Genomic DNA, 14,578 nt, shown 5'->3' with positions numbered 1-14,578 from the left:
GGTGCGGAAAGAAGCGCGCCGGGAATGAGAACACTTTATTAACAATGATGAAACGATACGGAAGCGATCCGCAATGAGCACCATAATGGAGACGGCCCGCAGGGGTGAGATCACCCCCATGATGAAGAAGATCGCCGAGAAGGAGAACGTCAGCCCGGAGTTCATCCGCAACGGAATTGCCTCGGGACGCATCTGCGCCCCCTGCAATCCAGCCCACGACCCCGAACCGGCGGCCATCGGCGAGGGACTCTCGGTGAAGATCAACGTCAACCTGGGCACCTCCAGGGACATCGTGGACCTCGACGCCGAGCTCCAGAAGCTCCAGGTGGCCCTGAGGTACGGGGCCGACGCTGTGATGGACCTCAGCACCGGAGGAGACATCGACGCCATAAGAGCCAGACTCCTGAAGGAGTGCCCCGTCATGATGGGTTCCGTGCCGATTTACCAGACCGGCCTCACCGCCGCCAGGAGGAACGCGGTAGTCGAGATGACCGAGGACGACATCTTCAACGGGATCGAGAAGCACGCCAAGGACGGGATGGACTTCATGACCGTCCACTGCGGGATCACTAAGGAGAGCGTCGGCTGGCTGGAGAAGTGCCAGAGGATCACGGACGTCGTCTCCAGGGGAGGATCGTTCCTGACGGCCTGGATCCTCCACAACGGGGAGGAGAACCCCCTCTACAAGAACTTCGACTACCTCCTAGAGATGGCGAGGAAGTACGAGTTCACGCTGTCGCTCGGGGACGGCTTCAGGCCCGGTTGCATTGACGACGCCTCCGACCAGGCCCAGATCACGGAGCTCATGACACTCGGGCATCTCGTCAGGAGGGCGCGCGAGGCCGGCGTCCAGAGCATGGTCGAGGGCCCCGGGCACGTCCCTCTGGACCAGGTCCCCATGAACATGCAGATCCAGAAGCGCATGTGCGACCATGCACCCTTCTACGTCCTGGGACCTCTCGTCACCGACATCGCCCCCGGATACGACCACATCGTCGGAGCCATCGGAGGAGCCGTCGCCGCGCAGAACGGGGCCGACTTCCTGTGCTATCTGACACCCGCGGAGCATCTCTCCCTGCCGGACGTGGATGATGTTAGAGAGGGCGTCATCGCATCGAAGATCGCAGCACACGTCGGAGACCTCTGCAGAGGCATCGGCAGGGAGCGCGACACCAGAATGGCCAAGGCCAGGAAGGCCCTGGACTGGGAGACCATGTTCGACACGTGCATAGACGAGGAGAAGGCCCGCAGGTACAGGTGCAGAGGATGCACCGAGGAGAGCGAGGGATGCTCCATGTGCGGCGACGTCTGCGCCATCAAGATCGTCAACACCTACATGAGGAAGGGTGACGACGGCAGGCACGACTGCTGATCCCGCCGGGGGCCGGCAGCACCGCCCCCGATTCAAACACCTTGTTTCTGGACACATCTTCATATAATCCATGCCGACCGCTACCTGGCCTCCGGTTCCACCTTTACTGTGCGGTCCACCCCCTCTGCTTTTGCATCCAATCCGTGGACATCGGGCATCAGTAGCACCAATTTATTTTTGTTAATCGTAGGGTATTATTAATTTGAAATTCGTATTACGCACAATGAGCTCCAAGGCAACCATAACTGCGGTCGTGCTCGCCGCGGTCGTCATAATCGCCGCGATCGCCGTGGTCTGGACATCAGGACACGGATATGACGGCGGGAACACCGACCAGACTGAAGACACCGTCACGGACGCCCTCGGCAGGACCGTGGCCATCCCTGACAACCTGGACAACGGAATCGTGACCATAGGCAGCACAGGGCCTCTCAGATTCGCGTCGATGTTCGACGTGTTCGACCACATAATCGAGGTGGACAGGGGAGACATCACGGATTCCAAGAACGGGAGGGGGTACTCCTACGCGTTCGCGTACGACAGCCTCGACCCGTCCACCCAGTCCCATCCCGACAACGCCCTGGACAGCTCCACCGTGGAGTCCTTGGTCAAGAAGGGCCCCAGCCTCGTCATCACCACTGAGAGCGTGTGGAAGAACTACTCCGTGAACTTCGGGATCCTCGCAGGGCAGTGCACCGTCGTCGTCCTGAAGGATCAGCAGATGCAGTACATGACGGATGGGGACGGAGGCCTGGCGGACTACTTCGAGTTCAACGTTGACCTCCTGGGACAGGTTCTGAAGAAGGAGGACAGAGCCAGCGAGATAATCTCCGGGATCGAGGAGATACTCTCCGACCTGAGAAGCATATCTGGGACCTCGGACCAGAACGTCTACATCGCCGGGGTCACCATCAGCGGGAGCAACACTCTGAACACAACGTTCCCCGTGTACATACCGTTCGACCTCACCGGCACCTCCAACGCGTACCATGGCTCCACGGAGAACAAGGTCGTCCTGAGGGTCGAGGCCTTCACGACCATGGACATAGACATGATGATCGTGGACCCGTCGTCATCCGACAAGGTGGGCGAGGCCGACAGTCAGTATCTGATGGAGTACGTGTACCGTCTCAACAGCGACTCGGACCCGTCAAACGACATCCCGATCTACATCACGGTGCCCATCGTGTGGGACAGCGTCAACTACGACTGCGCCCTGGCCAGCTCGTACTACGTCGCCCACCTCGTCCATGGATGCCTGACCGACCAGGAGGTCGAGGACAGGATCGTGCACATCTTCGAGGTCTTCTACGGCGAGGAGCACGGCTCGGGCGTGTTCGACGACATGAGGGAGTTCTTCGATGGGAAGTCCTCGGCGAACGGACAGGAGATGCCGCTGTTGCAGGAGGTCGTCATCGAGTACGACGCTTCAGCAGGCGAGTACCGCTTCGCCGCGGCCTGAAAGACGGTGATGTCACGGTGACTTCCACGGAGGGCGTCTGATGCGCTTCCAGAGGTCTGCGGGCCCGTCCGACCCGGGGGACACGATGCAGGGGTACCTCAGGTACTCCAGGATGAAGGTGCTGTTCATCGCCGGATGCGTCGCCCTGCTGGTGTTCCTCTCCCTGTTCACACTGGGCCTCGGCGACACGGACCTTAGCTACTCGGAGATCCTGAGGTACCTGTTCTTCCCGGACGGGTCCTGGAACGCGACCGCGGTATGGGAGCTCCGCTTCAGGATGATCGCGGCGGCGATACTGGCGGGAGCGGCGCTGGGGATCGCCGGAGCCGTGATGCAGAGCATACTACGCAACCCCCTCGCATCTCCCTTCACCCTCGGGCTTTCCAACGCGGCCGCGTTCGGGGCGGCCGTGGCCATTCTGGCCGGCAACGGGAGCTCCATAATGGGGTCCGCATCCGCCTTCGTGGACGGCAGCAACCCTTTCGTGATCACGCTGTGCGCCTTCGCATTCGCGATGCTGGCCACCGGCGTAATGTTACTGCTGGTCAGGGTCACCGGATGCACGCCAGAGACCATAGTGCTGGCCGGAACCGCACTGAGCTCGATCTTCTCGGCGGGGCTGGCGTTCCTCCAGTACACTGCCGACGACAACTCCCTGTCCGCCATCGTCTACTGGCAGTTCGGGACCCTCAGCAAATGCAGCTTCGAGCAGCTGGCCATCATCCTGGCAGTCCTCGTCCCGGTGTCGCTGTACTTCCTTCACAAGCGCTGGGACTACAACGCCATGGAAGCGGGGGAGGACGTCGCCAGGGGCCTCGGTGTGAACGTCCGCCTGACCCGCTACCTGGGTCTGGCCCTGGCGGCCGTGCTCACGGCGATCGTCGTCTCGTTCATGGGGGTCATCGGCTTCATAGGCCTGGTCGGCCCGCACATGGTCAAGAGGCTTGTTGGGAACGACAACCGCTACGTCCTGCCGGGATCGATGGCAGTGGGGGCGCTAGTGCTCCTTCTGGCCTACATCGTGGGGACTTTCGGATTCGGAGAGGAGGTAATCCCGGTGGGCATCATCACGTCTGCCGTGGGAGGGCCGCTGTTCATCTGGATCCTGATAAGGGGGCGCGTGAGGAGATGATCGACGTGGAAGACATCAGGTTCGCCTACGGCAGGGGGCCGGAGGTCCTGAAGGGGATCTCCTTCCGGTCCGAGAAGAACACGGTCATATCCATACTGGGTCCGAACGGGACTGGGAAGACCACCTTCCTGAAGTGCATCTGCGGACTCCTGCGCCCCACGTCCGGGACCATCACTGTCGACGGGACGGACGTCTCGGAGCTCAGGGGGAGGGAGCTTGCCAAGAGGATCGGGTTCGTGCCGCAGTCCACTCCCGTCTCGAGGATGAGCATCTTCGACGCGGTCCTCGTCGGCAGGAAGCCGTACATGGACTGGTTCGCCTCCGATGAGGACCTGTCCAAGGTCTCGGACGTCATAGACGCCCTGGGCATGTCCGACCTCTCGCTGAAGTACCTCGACGAGATCAGCGGCGGTGAGTTCCAGAAGGTGCAGATCGCGAGGGCGATCGTCCAGGAGCCGTCGGTGCTGATCCTCGACGAGCCCACGAACAACCTGGACATCTCCAACCAGCACAGGACGATGTCCATGATCATGGACGCCGTGAGGTCCAGGGGGATGTGCACGATGATGACGATGCACGACATCAACCTAGCAGCCCACTACTCCGACAGGTTCCTGTTCTTCAGGGACGGACGCGTGGCGGCCTACGGGGGACCCGAGATCATAACCGAGGACCTCATTCGGGACGTCTACGGAATGGAGGTCGACGTCCTGGAGCACCGCGGTGTGCCTATGGTAGTCCCGAAGGACTCCCCCAGATACTTCAGAGGATGACACATGAAGAACCCTGATCTGATCACCGAGATGCCGGCCGTCCGGTCGGACGAATTGTTCGACGGCATCATCGGAGGATACATGGACGGATTCAGACGGATGGCGGTTCTGAGGGCCGCCATCGGACTGTCCCTGTTCGCGCACACCCGCGGGCCCGTGTCCGCGGAGCGCCTGGCGGAGGACATGGGGTGCGACCCCGTGATGCTGCACATGCTCTGCGACTGCCTCGCGTCCATGGGACTGCTGACGTCGGAGAATGGAATCTACGTCAGCTCCGATGCGGCTTCATTGTACCTGGACCCGGAATCGCCGCGCTACCAGGGCACGGTGCTGTCCAACATGTTCCGCCGCACGGACGACTGGATGGACCTGGAGGGGATCGTGCGCGACGGTCCGAGGACGGACATGTCCGGCGAGGTGTACGGGAGGGGATGGATAGAGGCCATAGCGGAGTCCTCGATGGGAGGAGGCATCGCGAGGGTCCTCTCCGAGGTCGGCAGGACAGTCAGCATACCGTCCGACGGCACGTTCCTGGACCTGGGCGGGGGGCACGGCCTCTACACCGTTGCGTTCTCGCGGAGATACCCCGGGCTGAGGTGCTTCCTGTTCGACAGACCCGGGATGACCTCGGTGGCGAGACGGATGTTCGATGACTACGGCTGCGACGCCGTGACGATCGACGGGGACTTCTACACCGACGATCTGGGAGGGCCGTACGACGTGGTCTTCTCGTCGTTCAACCACTCCGTGTCGGATTCGAGGATGTGCGACATCGTGTTCTCCGCGGTGAGACCGGGAGGCATTCTGATACTCAGGCGGCATGTGAGGCGCGGAGACACCGACCCGCTCAGGGTGATGGAGTGGAACCTGCGCGTGAACGACCCGGAGGAGAAGGGGAAGGTCAGGTTCGGAGGCTCCTGGCTTCCCACGTCCGAGGAGTACCTGGATGTGATGGCGGGACTCGGCATGACGATGCTGTCACGCGAGGACCTGGACGACGGGTCCGAACTCGTGATCATGAGACGCGGAGACGCCGGCATGGGGAGGACGGACTGATCATCGCATAGTGTGTGAGAAGGTATGGAGCCACTGGAGGGGATCGAACCCCCGGCCTACGGTTTACGAAACCGCCGCTCTACCGCTGAGCCACAGTGGCATTGAAAGTGGGGAAAGAATCCCCATATTTAATAGGTTGACCCGAAGGCTCAGGCGACCAGGTTGTTGACGACGAGGAAGTACTCCGAGCCGTCTGCGGCCGCGATCGAGCCGGTGCCGAACAGGAGATAGTCGTCGCCCAGGGTCCACATGACGGATGCGGGGAAGCATATCACATCTCCCACCACGTTCGCCAGACAGCCTTCGACGTCCACATCGAACACCATGGTGTCGAAGTGCGTCTCGATCTCGATCGATCCGTCGGGGAGACCCGAGGTCATCCCGGACGTCTGGCCGACGATGACGTTGATCCCCTCCAGGGCGAACGCGCCCTCGCCGCCGTCGATGACGGCGTCGAACATGCCGACGGATTCGTCCGAAGCGACGTAGCAGCCGACGATCACCGACCTGGTGCCGTCGCTCTTCATGAATCCCGTGAAGTCGTAGGAGCCGCCCTCGGATGCGACGGTCCCCTTCGCGATGTGGAACGAGTGACTCTCTATCGTGAGGATCGCCGACGGCATGGCGGTGAACGACTCGCCGTCGGACATCGAGACGGATGTCTCCAGGCTTGTGCCCGTAAGGTCCACCCTGTCGCTGGGGAGCGTCGCGGTGGAGTCCCTGGACATCGCGATGTAGATGATCCCGTTGATCTCCGCGTCGTCGTACACGGTGACGAGGTACAGGGTGCCGCCCTCGAGGTAGATCTGGTACCCGCGTCCGGTGGAATCGGACACCGCCTCCGTGTCGGAGAGCTTGGTGAAGGTCAGCTCGGACGCCCCGTCGGACAGGGTGACGCTGTAATCGTCCGATGATGCTGTGAGGCTCTCTGGGACGGTCACCTCGGCGGGTATCCCCGAGTTGTAGCTGTACACGGGATACCATGTGCCGTCGAAGCCGCCGTCCTGCTCCTCTGACGGCGACCCGCCGTACTGCACCCATGAGAACAGCAGGCAGATCACGATGACGACCGCCGCGACGGCCATCGTCCTGACGTTTTTCGGATTCATGGGAGGTGTATCGCGATTCAGGATATATCGGGATTCATGCGCGGTACTGGGGGAACATGTCCCTGAAGACCACCGCATCCTTCTCGATGAGCGGGGACTCGCAGATGAACGTGCACTCCTGCTTGGAGTCCTGCAGGACGTTTGCCAGGAGCTGCAGGTCCGGGTCCTTCGTCTCGAGGGGGAGGTGGGAGATCTCGCCCTTGTCCCCGTACTTTATGCAGCTGATGTGGAAGTGGGCGATGTCGCCAGCGAGGGAGAAGAACTGGTCCGTGAGCTCCCTCATGTCCTGCTCGGTCTTCAGGAAGCCGTGGCCCCTCGCGTGGACGTGGGCCACGTCCAGCACCGGACGGACGCCGTCGACGCTCTCCATGACCCTGCCGATCTCGTCCAGCGTCCCGAACTGCCCGAGCTTGCCCATGGTCTCCACACCCAGGATGACGTCCCTGATCCCCTCGTCGTCCAGCATGTCCTTGCACTTCGAGAGCCCCGCGATGACGTTGGGGAGGGCGGTCTCCGGGGACTTGCCGTAGGACGCCGCGTGTATGACGATGATGTACGCACCGAGGTTGTGGGCTGCCCGGGCGGTGTCCATGACCCATCCGATGCTCTTCTCCCTGGTCTCGTCGGAGTCCGAGTTGAAGCTGATGAAGTACGGCGCGTGGCAGCTGAGCCTGATGTCCAGGGCCTTCGCCTTCGCCCCGACCTCCTGGGCCCTCTCGGGCTTTATCCTCGCGCCGCGGACGAACTCCACCTCGAGGGCGTCCAGTCCGAGACCCCTCGTGTACTCCAAAGAACCCTCCGGCGTCTTGCCCGCGGAGGGGTAACCAGCTGGGCCGAATCTCATGGGTGCCCCGTAGATGGTTCACGATGTTAAGTGTTGTGAGACCGTCCCCGGGCGATGCCCTCCCGCGAATGAATATAATACCGAGAGCGCGCATCGTCGGTGCATGAGGCTGGAACTCGATGTCTCCCTGGACCCGACCCTCGGATGCGGGCAGGCACACCGCTGGAGGAAGGACGGCGACGTCTGGACGGGCGTCATCGGAAGGGACGTCGTCAGGATGAGGCAGACCGACTACGGCGCCGAGGTCCAGGGCTGCTCGGACATGGCGCGCCTGAGGAACTACTTCAGAGCGGAGGACGACCTCGCCGGGATCGTCGAGGACATTTCGTCCAGGGACGAGTACGTGGCATCGCTCTCTGCGCACTGCCCCGGGCTCCGCATCCTCCACCAGCCGCACTGGGAGTGCCTCGCGACGTACCTCCTGGCGACGAACGCCAACGTGGCCCGCATCGGGAAGATGGTCGAGTCCGTCTGCGAGCTGTTCGGGGACGACCTGGGCCCCAGGCACGCGTTCCCCGAGCCGTCGCAGATCCTCGACGGCGCCGACCGCATAGGCGAGTGCAGGCTGGGCTTCAGGGAGCAGAGGTTCCTGGAGCTGGCACAGCGCGTGGAAGACGGAGAGGTCGACCCGGACGCCATCGCGGAGCTGGACTACGAGAGGTGCGTGGGGGAGCTCATCGGGATAAAGGGCGTGGGACCGAAGGTGGCGGACTGCGTCGCCCTCTTCGCCTACGGACACCTTGAGGCGTTCCCCGTCGACGCGAGGATACAGAAGTCCATGGAGGAGCTCTACGGCGTCACAGGCTCGTACAAGGTCGTGTCACAGTATGGCCGCGAGAGGTTCGGAAGGTACGCCGGGTACGCGCAGGAGTTCCTGTACCACCGCGGATTCATAGAATGAGGTCACGCCTCGTCGGCGGCATCGCCACCGCACACAGGCGGGAAGCTGCCGGTCTGGGCCTTGTAGATCAGCGCCAGCAGGCCGGTCTTCTTGACGACGCAGCAGAGCCTGCACATCTCGGTCGAGAAGTCGCTCTTCTCCTCCGCTATCTTCGCTGCGGAGACCCTGACCTCCTCCTGGAACTGGGGGTACAGGGGGCTGTCGTCGACCAGGGAGTTGCCTCCCCTCTTCTTCTTGAGATACTGCGAGATCGCGGCGTCGGTCACGCCGAACCTGCGGGCGACCTCGGCCTGGGTCATCCCATGGGTGTAGACGAGCTCCTTGGAGACCTCTCTGCGTATCATGGGCAGAACGTACCAGACCACTATCTCGCACGGTATCTTCATGCACCGTGCTAGACAATCCTACTATTTAACGCCGTTGTCTTCACGGGATGAGAGCGCTCAAGCCCCGGTGTTGACCTTCAGGTAGAACTCCGAGACGTCCCAGTCATCGTCGTCGCGCTGCCTCTGGGTCTCGAGGCTGACGCCCACGGACTGGGCCGCCTCCTTGAGGATCCTGGCGGCCCTGTCAGAGCCCTGGAACTCCTCCACCTTGGCACCCGAGGCGCACACCTTGCCCTTGAAGCTGCCCACGATGCGGGTCCCGCTGAATATCACCGAGTTTGCGCCGGCGCCGGTCTCCGCCTTGATCATGCCGCGGAGGTAGATGTGCAGGTTGTCCTGGGAGTTCAGCACGAAGTTGTCCAGGACCCTGGCAGGCTTCACACCCACGTCCTCCGAGAGGATCCAGTACAGGGTCGGGTCGTCCCTGACGAGGAACCCCTTCCTCAGGAACCCCTCGTCCTCCAGCTCCCTCAGTATCGTCCTGGTGACGACCATCCTGCCGCCTACGAACTGCGACAGCGTCTCCGCCGAGAACATGCCGAAGTCCCTGAAGTGCCTGCGTACGATCTCCTTCTGGGCCTCGTGCCTGTCCATGCCGTTGTCCGGCACGATGTTGTAGCGCCCGTCGCCGTCCTGGTAGAGCACGGAGTTCTTCGAGAGCTCGGACAGCACCTCGGACGTCCTCTCGGGCGAGAACGCCGAGTCCGCGACGATCTCCTTCTTGGTCGCCGGCTGCTTCCTGGATATCAGCTTTAGCAGGTCCCTGGCGTGCCTGTCGGGCTCGAAGCCCTTCTCCGCCCTGTACACCTGGGCCATCTCCATCGTGGTGTAGCCGATGTAGGCGGGGGAGAGCGCCATCTTGAGGATCCCCCCGCGCTCCATCTGCCTCTTCATGGTGGTCCTCTCGGCGACGCGGACCATGAGCTCCTGGTCCCCGCGGATATAGCCGCGGTGCTCCATCGCCTCGGCGACAGTCTGGTACCTCCCGTTCCTGGTGATGCGCTGCTTCCCGAACACGTAGCTCAGCATCTCCTGCTCGGACATGGTCCACGGCTCGAACCTGCCCCTGGCGTAGAAGCCGTTGACCAGGTGGTAGTCCCTGGATGTCAGCGCCTCCACCATCGGACCCTCCAGCTTCTCGGCGTCGGTGTTGAGGATCTCGCGGATGCGCACGATGTCCGTGCCCTTCATCCTGTAGAATCCCATCATCGAGTCTATCGCGTCGAGCGCCTCCGGCAGCAGGTCAGGGGAGTCGAGGTCCATGGCGCGGACCTCTATGCAGCCGGACATCTCCCACAGCTCCAGGGCACCCACGACGGTGTCTCCGCGGACGAGCGGGTAGATCCACTTGTCGCCGTAGCGCGACGATATCTCGGCCCACTTGGAGCCGAGGTCGGGGTCGTACAGGGACAGCACCCTGACCGGGAACTCCTGCTCCGGCACTCTCTCCAGCGCCGGGAGCTCGTCCTTCATGACGAGCATCGGCACCTGGCCCTCGCCGACGGATATGGTCACGGCGCCCTCCTCGGCCGCCAGCCTCTCGATCTCGTCCAGCGGGATGTCCACCAGGTACCTCATGGCGCTCACGGGCACCGGGCCGTACGCCCTTACCGCCCTGCGCACCAGGTCCCTGGCGGGCTCGCCCTCCGGGACGCCGGGCTCGTAGACGGCGTAGGTGTTCTCTGTCCCCCAGTCCTCCCTCTCGTCGAAGTCGCGGATGACCAGCAGCGAGCGGTCCAGGCGCATCACGGATTGCTTGACGTCGTCCTTCTCCATGCCGGTGGCTGCGACGAGCTGCCGCATGGTGGCGCGGCCCATGCCGTCGATCATGTTCAGGACCTTCCTGTCGGTGTCGGTGACCTCCTCGTGCCTCAGGGCGGCGTAGCGGTCGCCCTCATCCCTGAGGACGAACCTGACCCTGCCCCTGACGAATCTGCCCAGGAGGATCTCCCCGGACGCCCTCATGGCGTACCACTCGGAGAGGTCGAACCCCTTCACCCTTGAGTACACGTCGAGCTCGCTGCCCGCGGACCCGTAGAACTCGAAGAAGTCGCGGATGCTGTCGAAGCTCTCGCCCTTGGTCAGGCGGTAGCGCTCCACCGTCTCGTAGTCATAAACGTTGTCCCTGCCGGCCTTGAGCCTCATGTGGTCGATCTTCAGCATGTACTGGTCGTCCTCGGAGATCAGGAACCTGCCCCTGGACACCTCCTCGGCGGCGACCAGCGACTCCAGGGAAGTCCTGGCGTCCTCGTCGGATATCGACAGCGCGAACGCGACCTCCTGCACCGTCGCCGGGGCGAAGCACTCCAGGTAGCGCAGGACGATGCGGTCGACCGCCCTCCTCCTGTCCACGTCCGGATACCTGACCCTGGAGAAGAACCACCTGTTGTTGCCGGTGACGTCGGTCCTCGTGACAAGGTACATCGACTCCAGCTTCCTGACGGACCTGAACGTGACGTCCTCGGAGATTTCGAGCTCGTTCGTGATGTCGCTCATTGCAGTGTTCTGCCCGATGCGGTCGTAGACGGCCCTGTCCGTGTCGGTGAGCTCCCTCTCCCTGCGGGTGGCCGCAGCGTAGTAGGGGACCTCCTCGATGTTCATGATGTGGGTCTCGTCCAGGAAGACCGTCCCGATGACCCCCTCCCTGATGAGCTCCCTGACCCAGCCGTCGATGGTCTTCTTGTCCTCGTCGGAGTAGGAGTAGATGTTCCTGCCCCTCTCGCGCATGGCCTGCAGCGGCCCCGTGACGGAGAGCAGCTTCGGGATGTCGGACTTGGACATGACCCTCGGGGGCTTCTGGGCGAAGTACGGGACGACCTGGTCCTCGGTGAACTCGAACTCGCTGACCGAGTCCCCGAGCGCCCTGTACAGGACCTTCCTGTGCAGCTCCCTCAGCAGCGCGGACCTGTCCTCCATCAGGACGATGTCCGAGAAGCCGGAGAGGATCGCCGAGTGCGCGAACGGGGAGGGCGTCCCGGTGTAGTGGATGAGCTCCACGCCCATCCTGCCGGAGTCTATGGTGTCCAGGACCAGCTTGGCGTTCTTGATGTCCATGTCGTCCTCCAGGACCTCGCGGTAGGTCTCCTCGATGACGGGCACCCTCTCCATGTCGCCCAGCATCTCCAGCAGGTAGGTGGAGCGGATCTGCTGCCTGTTGACGGAGATCGGCCTCCCCATGTAGTTCCTGAGGATCATGAAGCTGCGGGCGGCGGTGTGCCTGAACCTGAGCTTGAATATCTCCGAGTCCTTGATGGACCTGCGGAGGACCTGCTCCAGCTCCCCCGCCTTGATCAGACCGGGAATCAGCGAGAGGTCGAACTTCCTGGGGCATCCCAGCATGAAGCTGTCGTCCGAGATGGTCACAGATACGTTGGCACCGATCATGCCGGTCATCCTGTAGGCGTACGCCCTGGAGAGGGCGTCGTTGACCCTGCGCCCGAAGGGGAAGTGGAAGACGAGCTTCTGGTTGCCGGAGGGGTCGATGTACTCCTCGACGGCGAGGCGGTCGCAGTCCGGGATGAAACCGGCGACGGCCTCCTGCTCCCTGAAGTACGAGAGTATGCTCCTGGCGGACCCCTCGTCCACGTCGAAGTCGCTGACGAGCTCGGAGATCGCCTGCGCGTCCGGCTCGGCGATCCTTGATGCCATCTCCTTCCTGAAGACGGCGATGTCCATGGACAGGTCGAAGCTCCTGGGCAGCATCTCCCCCGCCCAGGACGGGACGGTGGGCTTCCTGCCGTTGGCCTCCTTGACGTAGGCGGTCATGCCCTTGGAGCGGACGAACTCGAACGACCTGCCCCCGAGGACGAAGACGTCCCTGGGTGACAGCCTCTCCACGAACTTCTCGGACAGCTCCCCCGCGGTGGACCCGTGGTTCGTGACCACGCGGTAGTTCGCCTCCTCGGGGATCGTTCCGAGGTTCATGAAGTAGATCATGCGGGAGCCCTTCTTCTTGCCGAACTGCCCGTCCTCCTCGTCGTACCATATCTTGGAATACACACCCTCGAAGTCGTCCTTGCTCCCGAGGTACCTGAGAACGTCGAGGAAGCTCTCCTCGGACAGGTTGCGGTAGCAGTAGGAGCCCTTCACCAGGGCATAGGCCTCCTTCACGTCCCATCTGCTGTCGAGGCTCATGCCGACGACCGTCTGCGAGAGCACGTCGAGGCAGTTCTCGGGGATGCCGACCCTGTCGATGTCCCCGCGGTGGGCGGCCCTGCACATGACGGCGCACTCCACCAGGTCGTCGGGGTCGAAGACCAGCAGCCTCCCCTTGGCGACCTTCCCGAAGCTGTGGCCGCTGCGGCCGATCCTCTGCAGGCCCTTGGCTACGGACTTCGGGGAGCCGATCTGGCACACCAGGTCGACGGATCCGATGTCGATGCCCAGCTCCAGGGATGTGGAGGACACAACGCACTTGATCTCGCCCCTCTTGAGGCGCTCCTCCACGTCCAGCCTGATCTCCTTCCCCAGGGAGCTGTGGTGGACCTCTATGTTCTCCAGCCCGCGCTCCTTCAGCTTGTAGACGACGCTCTCGGCACCGGACCTGGTGTTGGTGAAGACCAGCGTGGTCTCGTGCTGGTCGATCAGGTCCTTCAGGGTGTCGTACATCATCGAGTTGACTATGTCCGAGGACAGCGTCGTCATGTCGTCCGTCGGACAGATGACCTTCAGGTCGAGCTGCTTCTTGGAGCCCGACTCAATGAGCACCACGTCGCGCACCTGCCCGTCCGGCTCGCATCCGACCAGATACCCGGCTATGGCCTCTATGGGCGCCAGGGTGGCGGACAATCCGATCCTCACGAAGTCCGTCTCGCAGTGATGCCTGAGGCGCTCCAGGGTGAGCGACAGGAACGCGCCCCTCTTGGAGTCGCAGATGTCGTGGATCTCGTCCAGGATCACCCACTCGACCTTCTTGAACGCCTCCCTGAACTTGGGGGCGGCCAGGATCAGCGCCAGGCTCTCGGGGGTGGTGATGAGGATGTGCGGGGGATGGCGGACCATCCTCTGCCTCTCGTTCTGGGGGGTGTCCCCGGAGCGGACGGCGACCCTGATGTCCGGGACGTCCATGCCGTGGGCGGCCGCGACCTCCCTCATCTCGGCGAGCGGCGTGTTGAGGTTGCGGTTGACGTCGTTCGCCAGGGCCTTGAGCGGGGAGACGTAGATGCAGTATACCCTCTCCTCCAGGGTGCCCTCGCGGGAGTAGCGGGTGAGCTCGTTGATGATGCTGGTGAACGCGGTCAAAGTCTTCCCCGACCCGGTCGGGGACGACACGAGGACGTTCCTCCTCTGGTGGATGACGGGGATAGCCTTGGCCTGCGGGATCGTCAGGTCGTCGAACCTCTCGTTGAACCAGGTGGATATGAGGGGCTCCATCAGGCCCATTACCTCGTCCTTGGTGTATGTCTTGTCAACTCTCTCCAGCATCTCGACCACCAATCGGAGGTCCCATGATAGGGTCCGATTTAAGGGTTGCGAGAAAGAGTGTGGGACGGCTCATCCACACGTGCCGCGCGTCCGCTGGAAGGCATTATAAGCCTTGGGCG

Annotated in this window: 10 protein-coding genes and 1 tRNA gene; 6 read left to right on the top strand and 5 right to left on the bottom strand. The window is 62.9% G+C overall.

The features are described from left to right. Positions 1-73: 73 nt before the first annotated feature. From thiC to JS82_00365, 5 genes are all read left to right on the top strand, one after another. A complete protein-coding gene (gene thiC, locus JS82_00385) occupies positions 74-1,372 on the top strand; it encodes a phosphomethylpyrimidine synthase ThiC (protein ID QHK16687.1) in 1,299 nt (432 codons plus the stop codon). 223 nt (positions 1,373-1,595) lie between these two features. Continuing rightward, complete coding sequence (locus JS82_00380) at positions 1,596-2,834, top strand: hypothetical protein (GenBank protein QHK16686.1); 1,239 nt, start codon at positions 1,596-1,598, stop codon at positions 2,832-2,834. A 145-nt stretch (positions 2,835-2,979) separates the two neighbouring features. After that, the gene (locus tag JS82_00375; GenBank protein QHK18333.1) at positions 2,980-3,966 is read left to right on the top strand and encodes an iron chelate uptake ABC transporter family permease subunit; all 987 of its coding nucleotides are present in this window, start codon (positions 2,980-2,982) and stop codon (positions 3,964-3,966) included. Then, entirely contained in the window at positions 3,963-4,739 is a 777-nt protein-coding gene (locus JS82_00370) for an ATP-binding cassette domain-containing protein (GenBank protein ID QHK16685.1), read from the top strand. Before JS82_00375 ends, JS82_00370 begins: the two co-directional genes overlap by 4 nt. A gap of 3 nt (positions 4,740-4,742) precedes the next feature. Further along, a complete protein-coding gene (locus tag JS82_00365) occupies positions 4,743-5,795 on the top strand; it encodes a hypothetical protein (protein QHK16684.1) in 1,053 nt (350 codons plus the stop codon). A 25-nt stretch (positions 5,796-5,820) separates the two neighbouring features. On the opposite strand, the gene JS82_00360 is transcribed toward JS82_00365, so the two are convergent. The 3 genes from JS82_00360 to JS82_00350 all read right to left on the bottom strand — a co-directional run bounded on the left by JS82_00360 (position 5,821) and on the right by JS82_00350 (position 7,748). Next, a tRNA-Thr gene (locus JS82_00360) sits at positions 5,821-5,895 on the bottom strand. A gap of 49 nt (positions 5,896-5,944) precedes the next feature. After that, a complete protein-coding gene (locus JS82_00355; protein QHK16683.1) occupies positions 5,945-6,904 on the bottom strand; it encodes a hypothetical protein in 960 nt (319 codons plus the stop codon). Between the two features lie 34 nt (positions 6,905-6,938). Continuing rightward, the gene (locus JS82_00350) at positions 6,939-7,748 is read right to left on the bottom strand and encodes a TIM barrel protein (protein QHK16682.1); all 810 of its coding nucleotides are present in this window, start codon (positions 7,746-7,748) and stop codon (positions 6,939-6,941) included. Positions 7,749-7,851: 103 nt separating this feature from the next. Here JS82_00350 and JS82_00345 point away from each other — a divergent pair, with 103 nt between their 5' ends. Beyond that, a complete protein-coding gene (locus JS82_00345; protein QHK16681.1) occupies positions 7,852-8,649 on the top strand; it encodes an 8-oxoguanine DNA glycosylase in 798 nt (265 codons plus the stop codon). Between the two features lie 2 nt (positions 8,650-8,651). Here the strand turns inward: JS82_00345 and JS82_00340 are convergent, their stop codons facing one another. Together JS82_00340 and JS82_00335 are read right to left on the bottom strand one after the other, a co-directional pair. Continuing rightward, a complete protein-coding gene (locus JS82_00340; protein QHK16680.1) occupies positions 8,652-9,035 on the bottom strand; it encodes a transcriptional regulator in 384 nt (127 codons plus the stop codon). Positions 9,036-9,092: 57 nt separating this feature from the next. Beyond that, positions 9,093-14,459: an ATP-dependent helicase gene (locus JS82_00335; GenBank protein QHK18332.1), complete on the bottom strand. Its 5,367-nt coding sequence runs from the start codon at positions 14,457-14,459 to the stop codon at positions 9,093-9,095. Positions 14,460-14,578: the final 119 nt, after the last annotated feature.

The organism is Methanomassiliicoccaceae archaeon DOK, from assembly GCA_009911715.1.
In the GTDB taxonomy this organism is placed as follows: Archaea; Thermoplasmatota; Thermoplasmata; order Methanomassiliicoccales; family Methanomethylophilaceae; genus Methanoprimaticola.
Note: the sequence above shows the minus strand (reverse complement) of the source record. Positions and strands in the feature narration are given on the sequence as shown.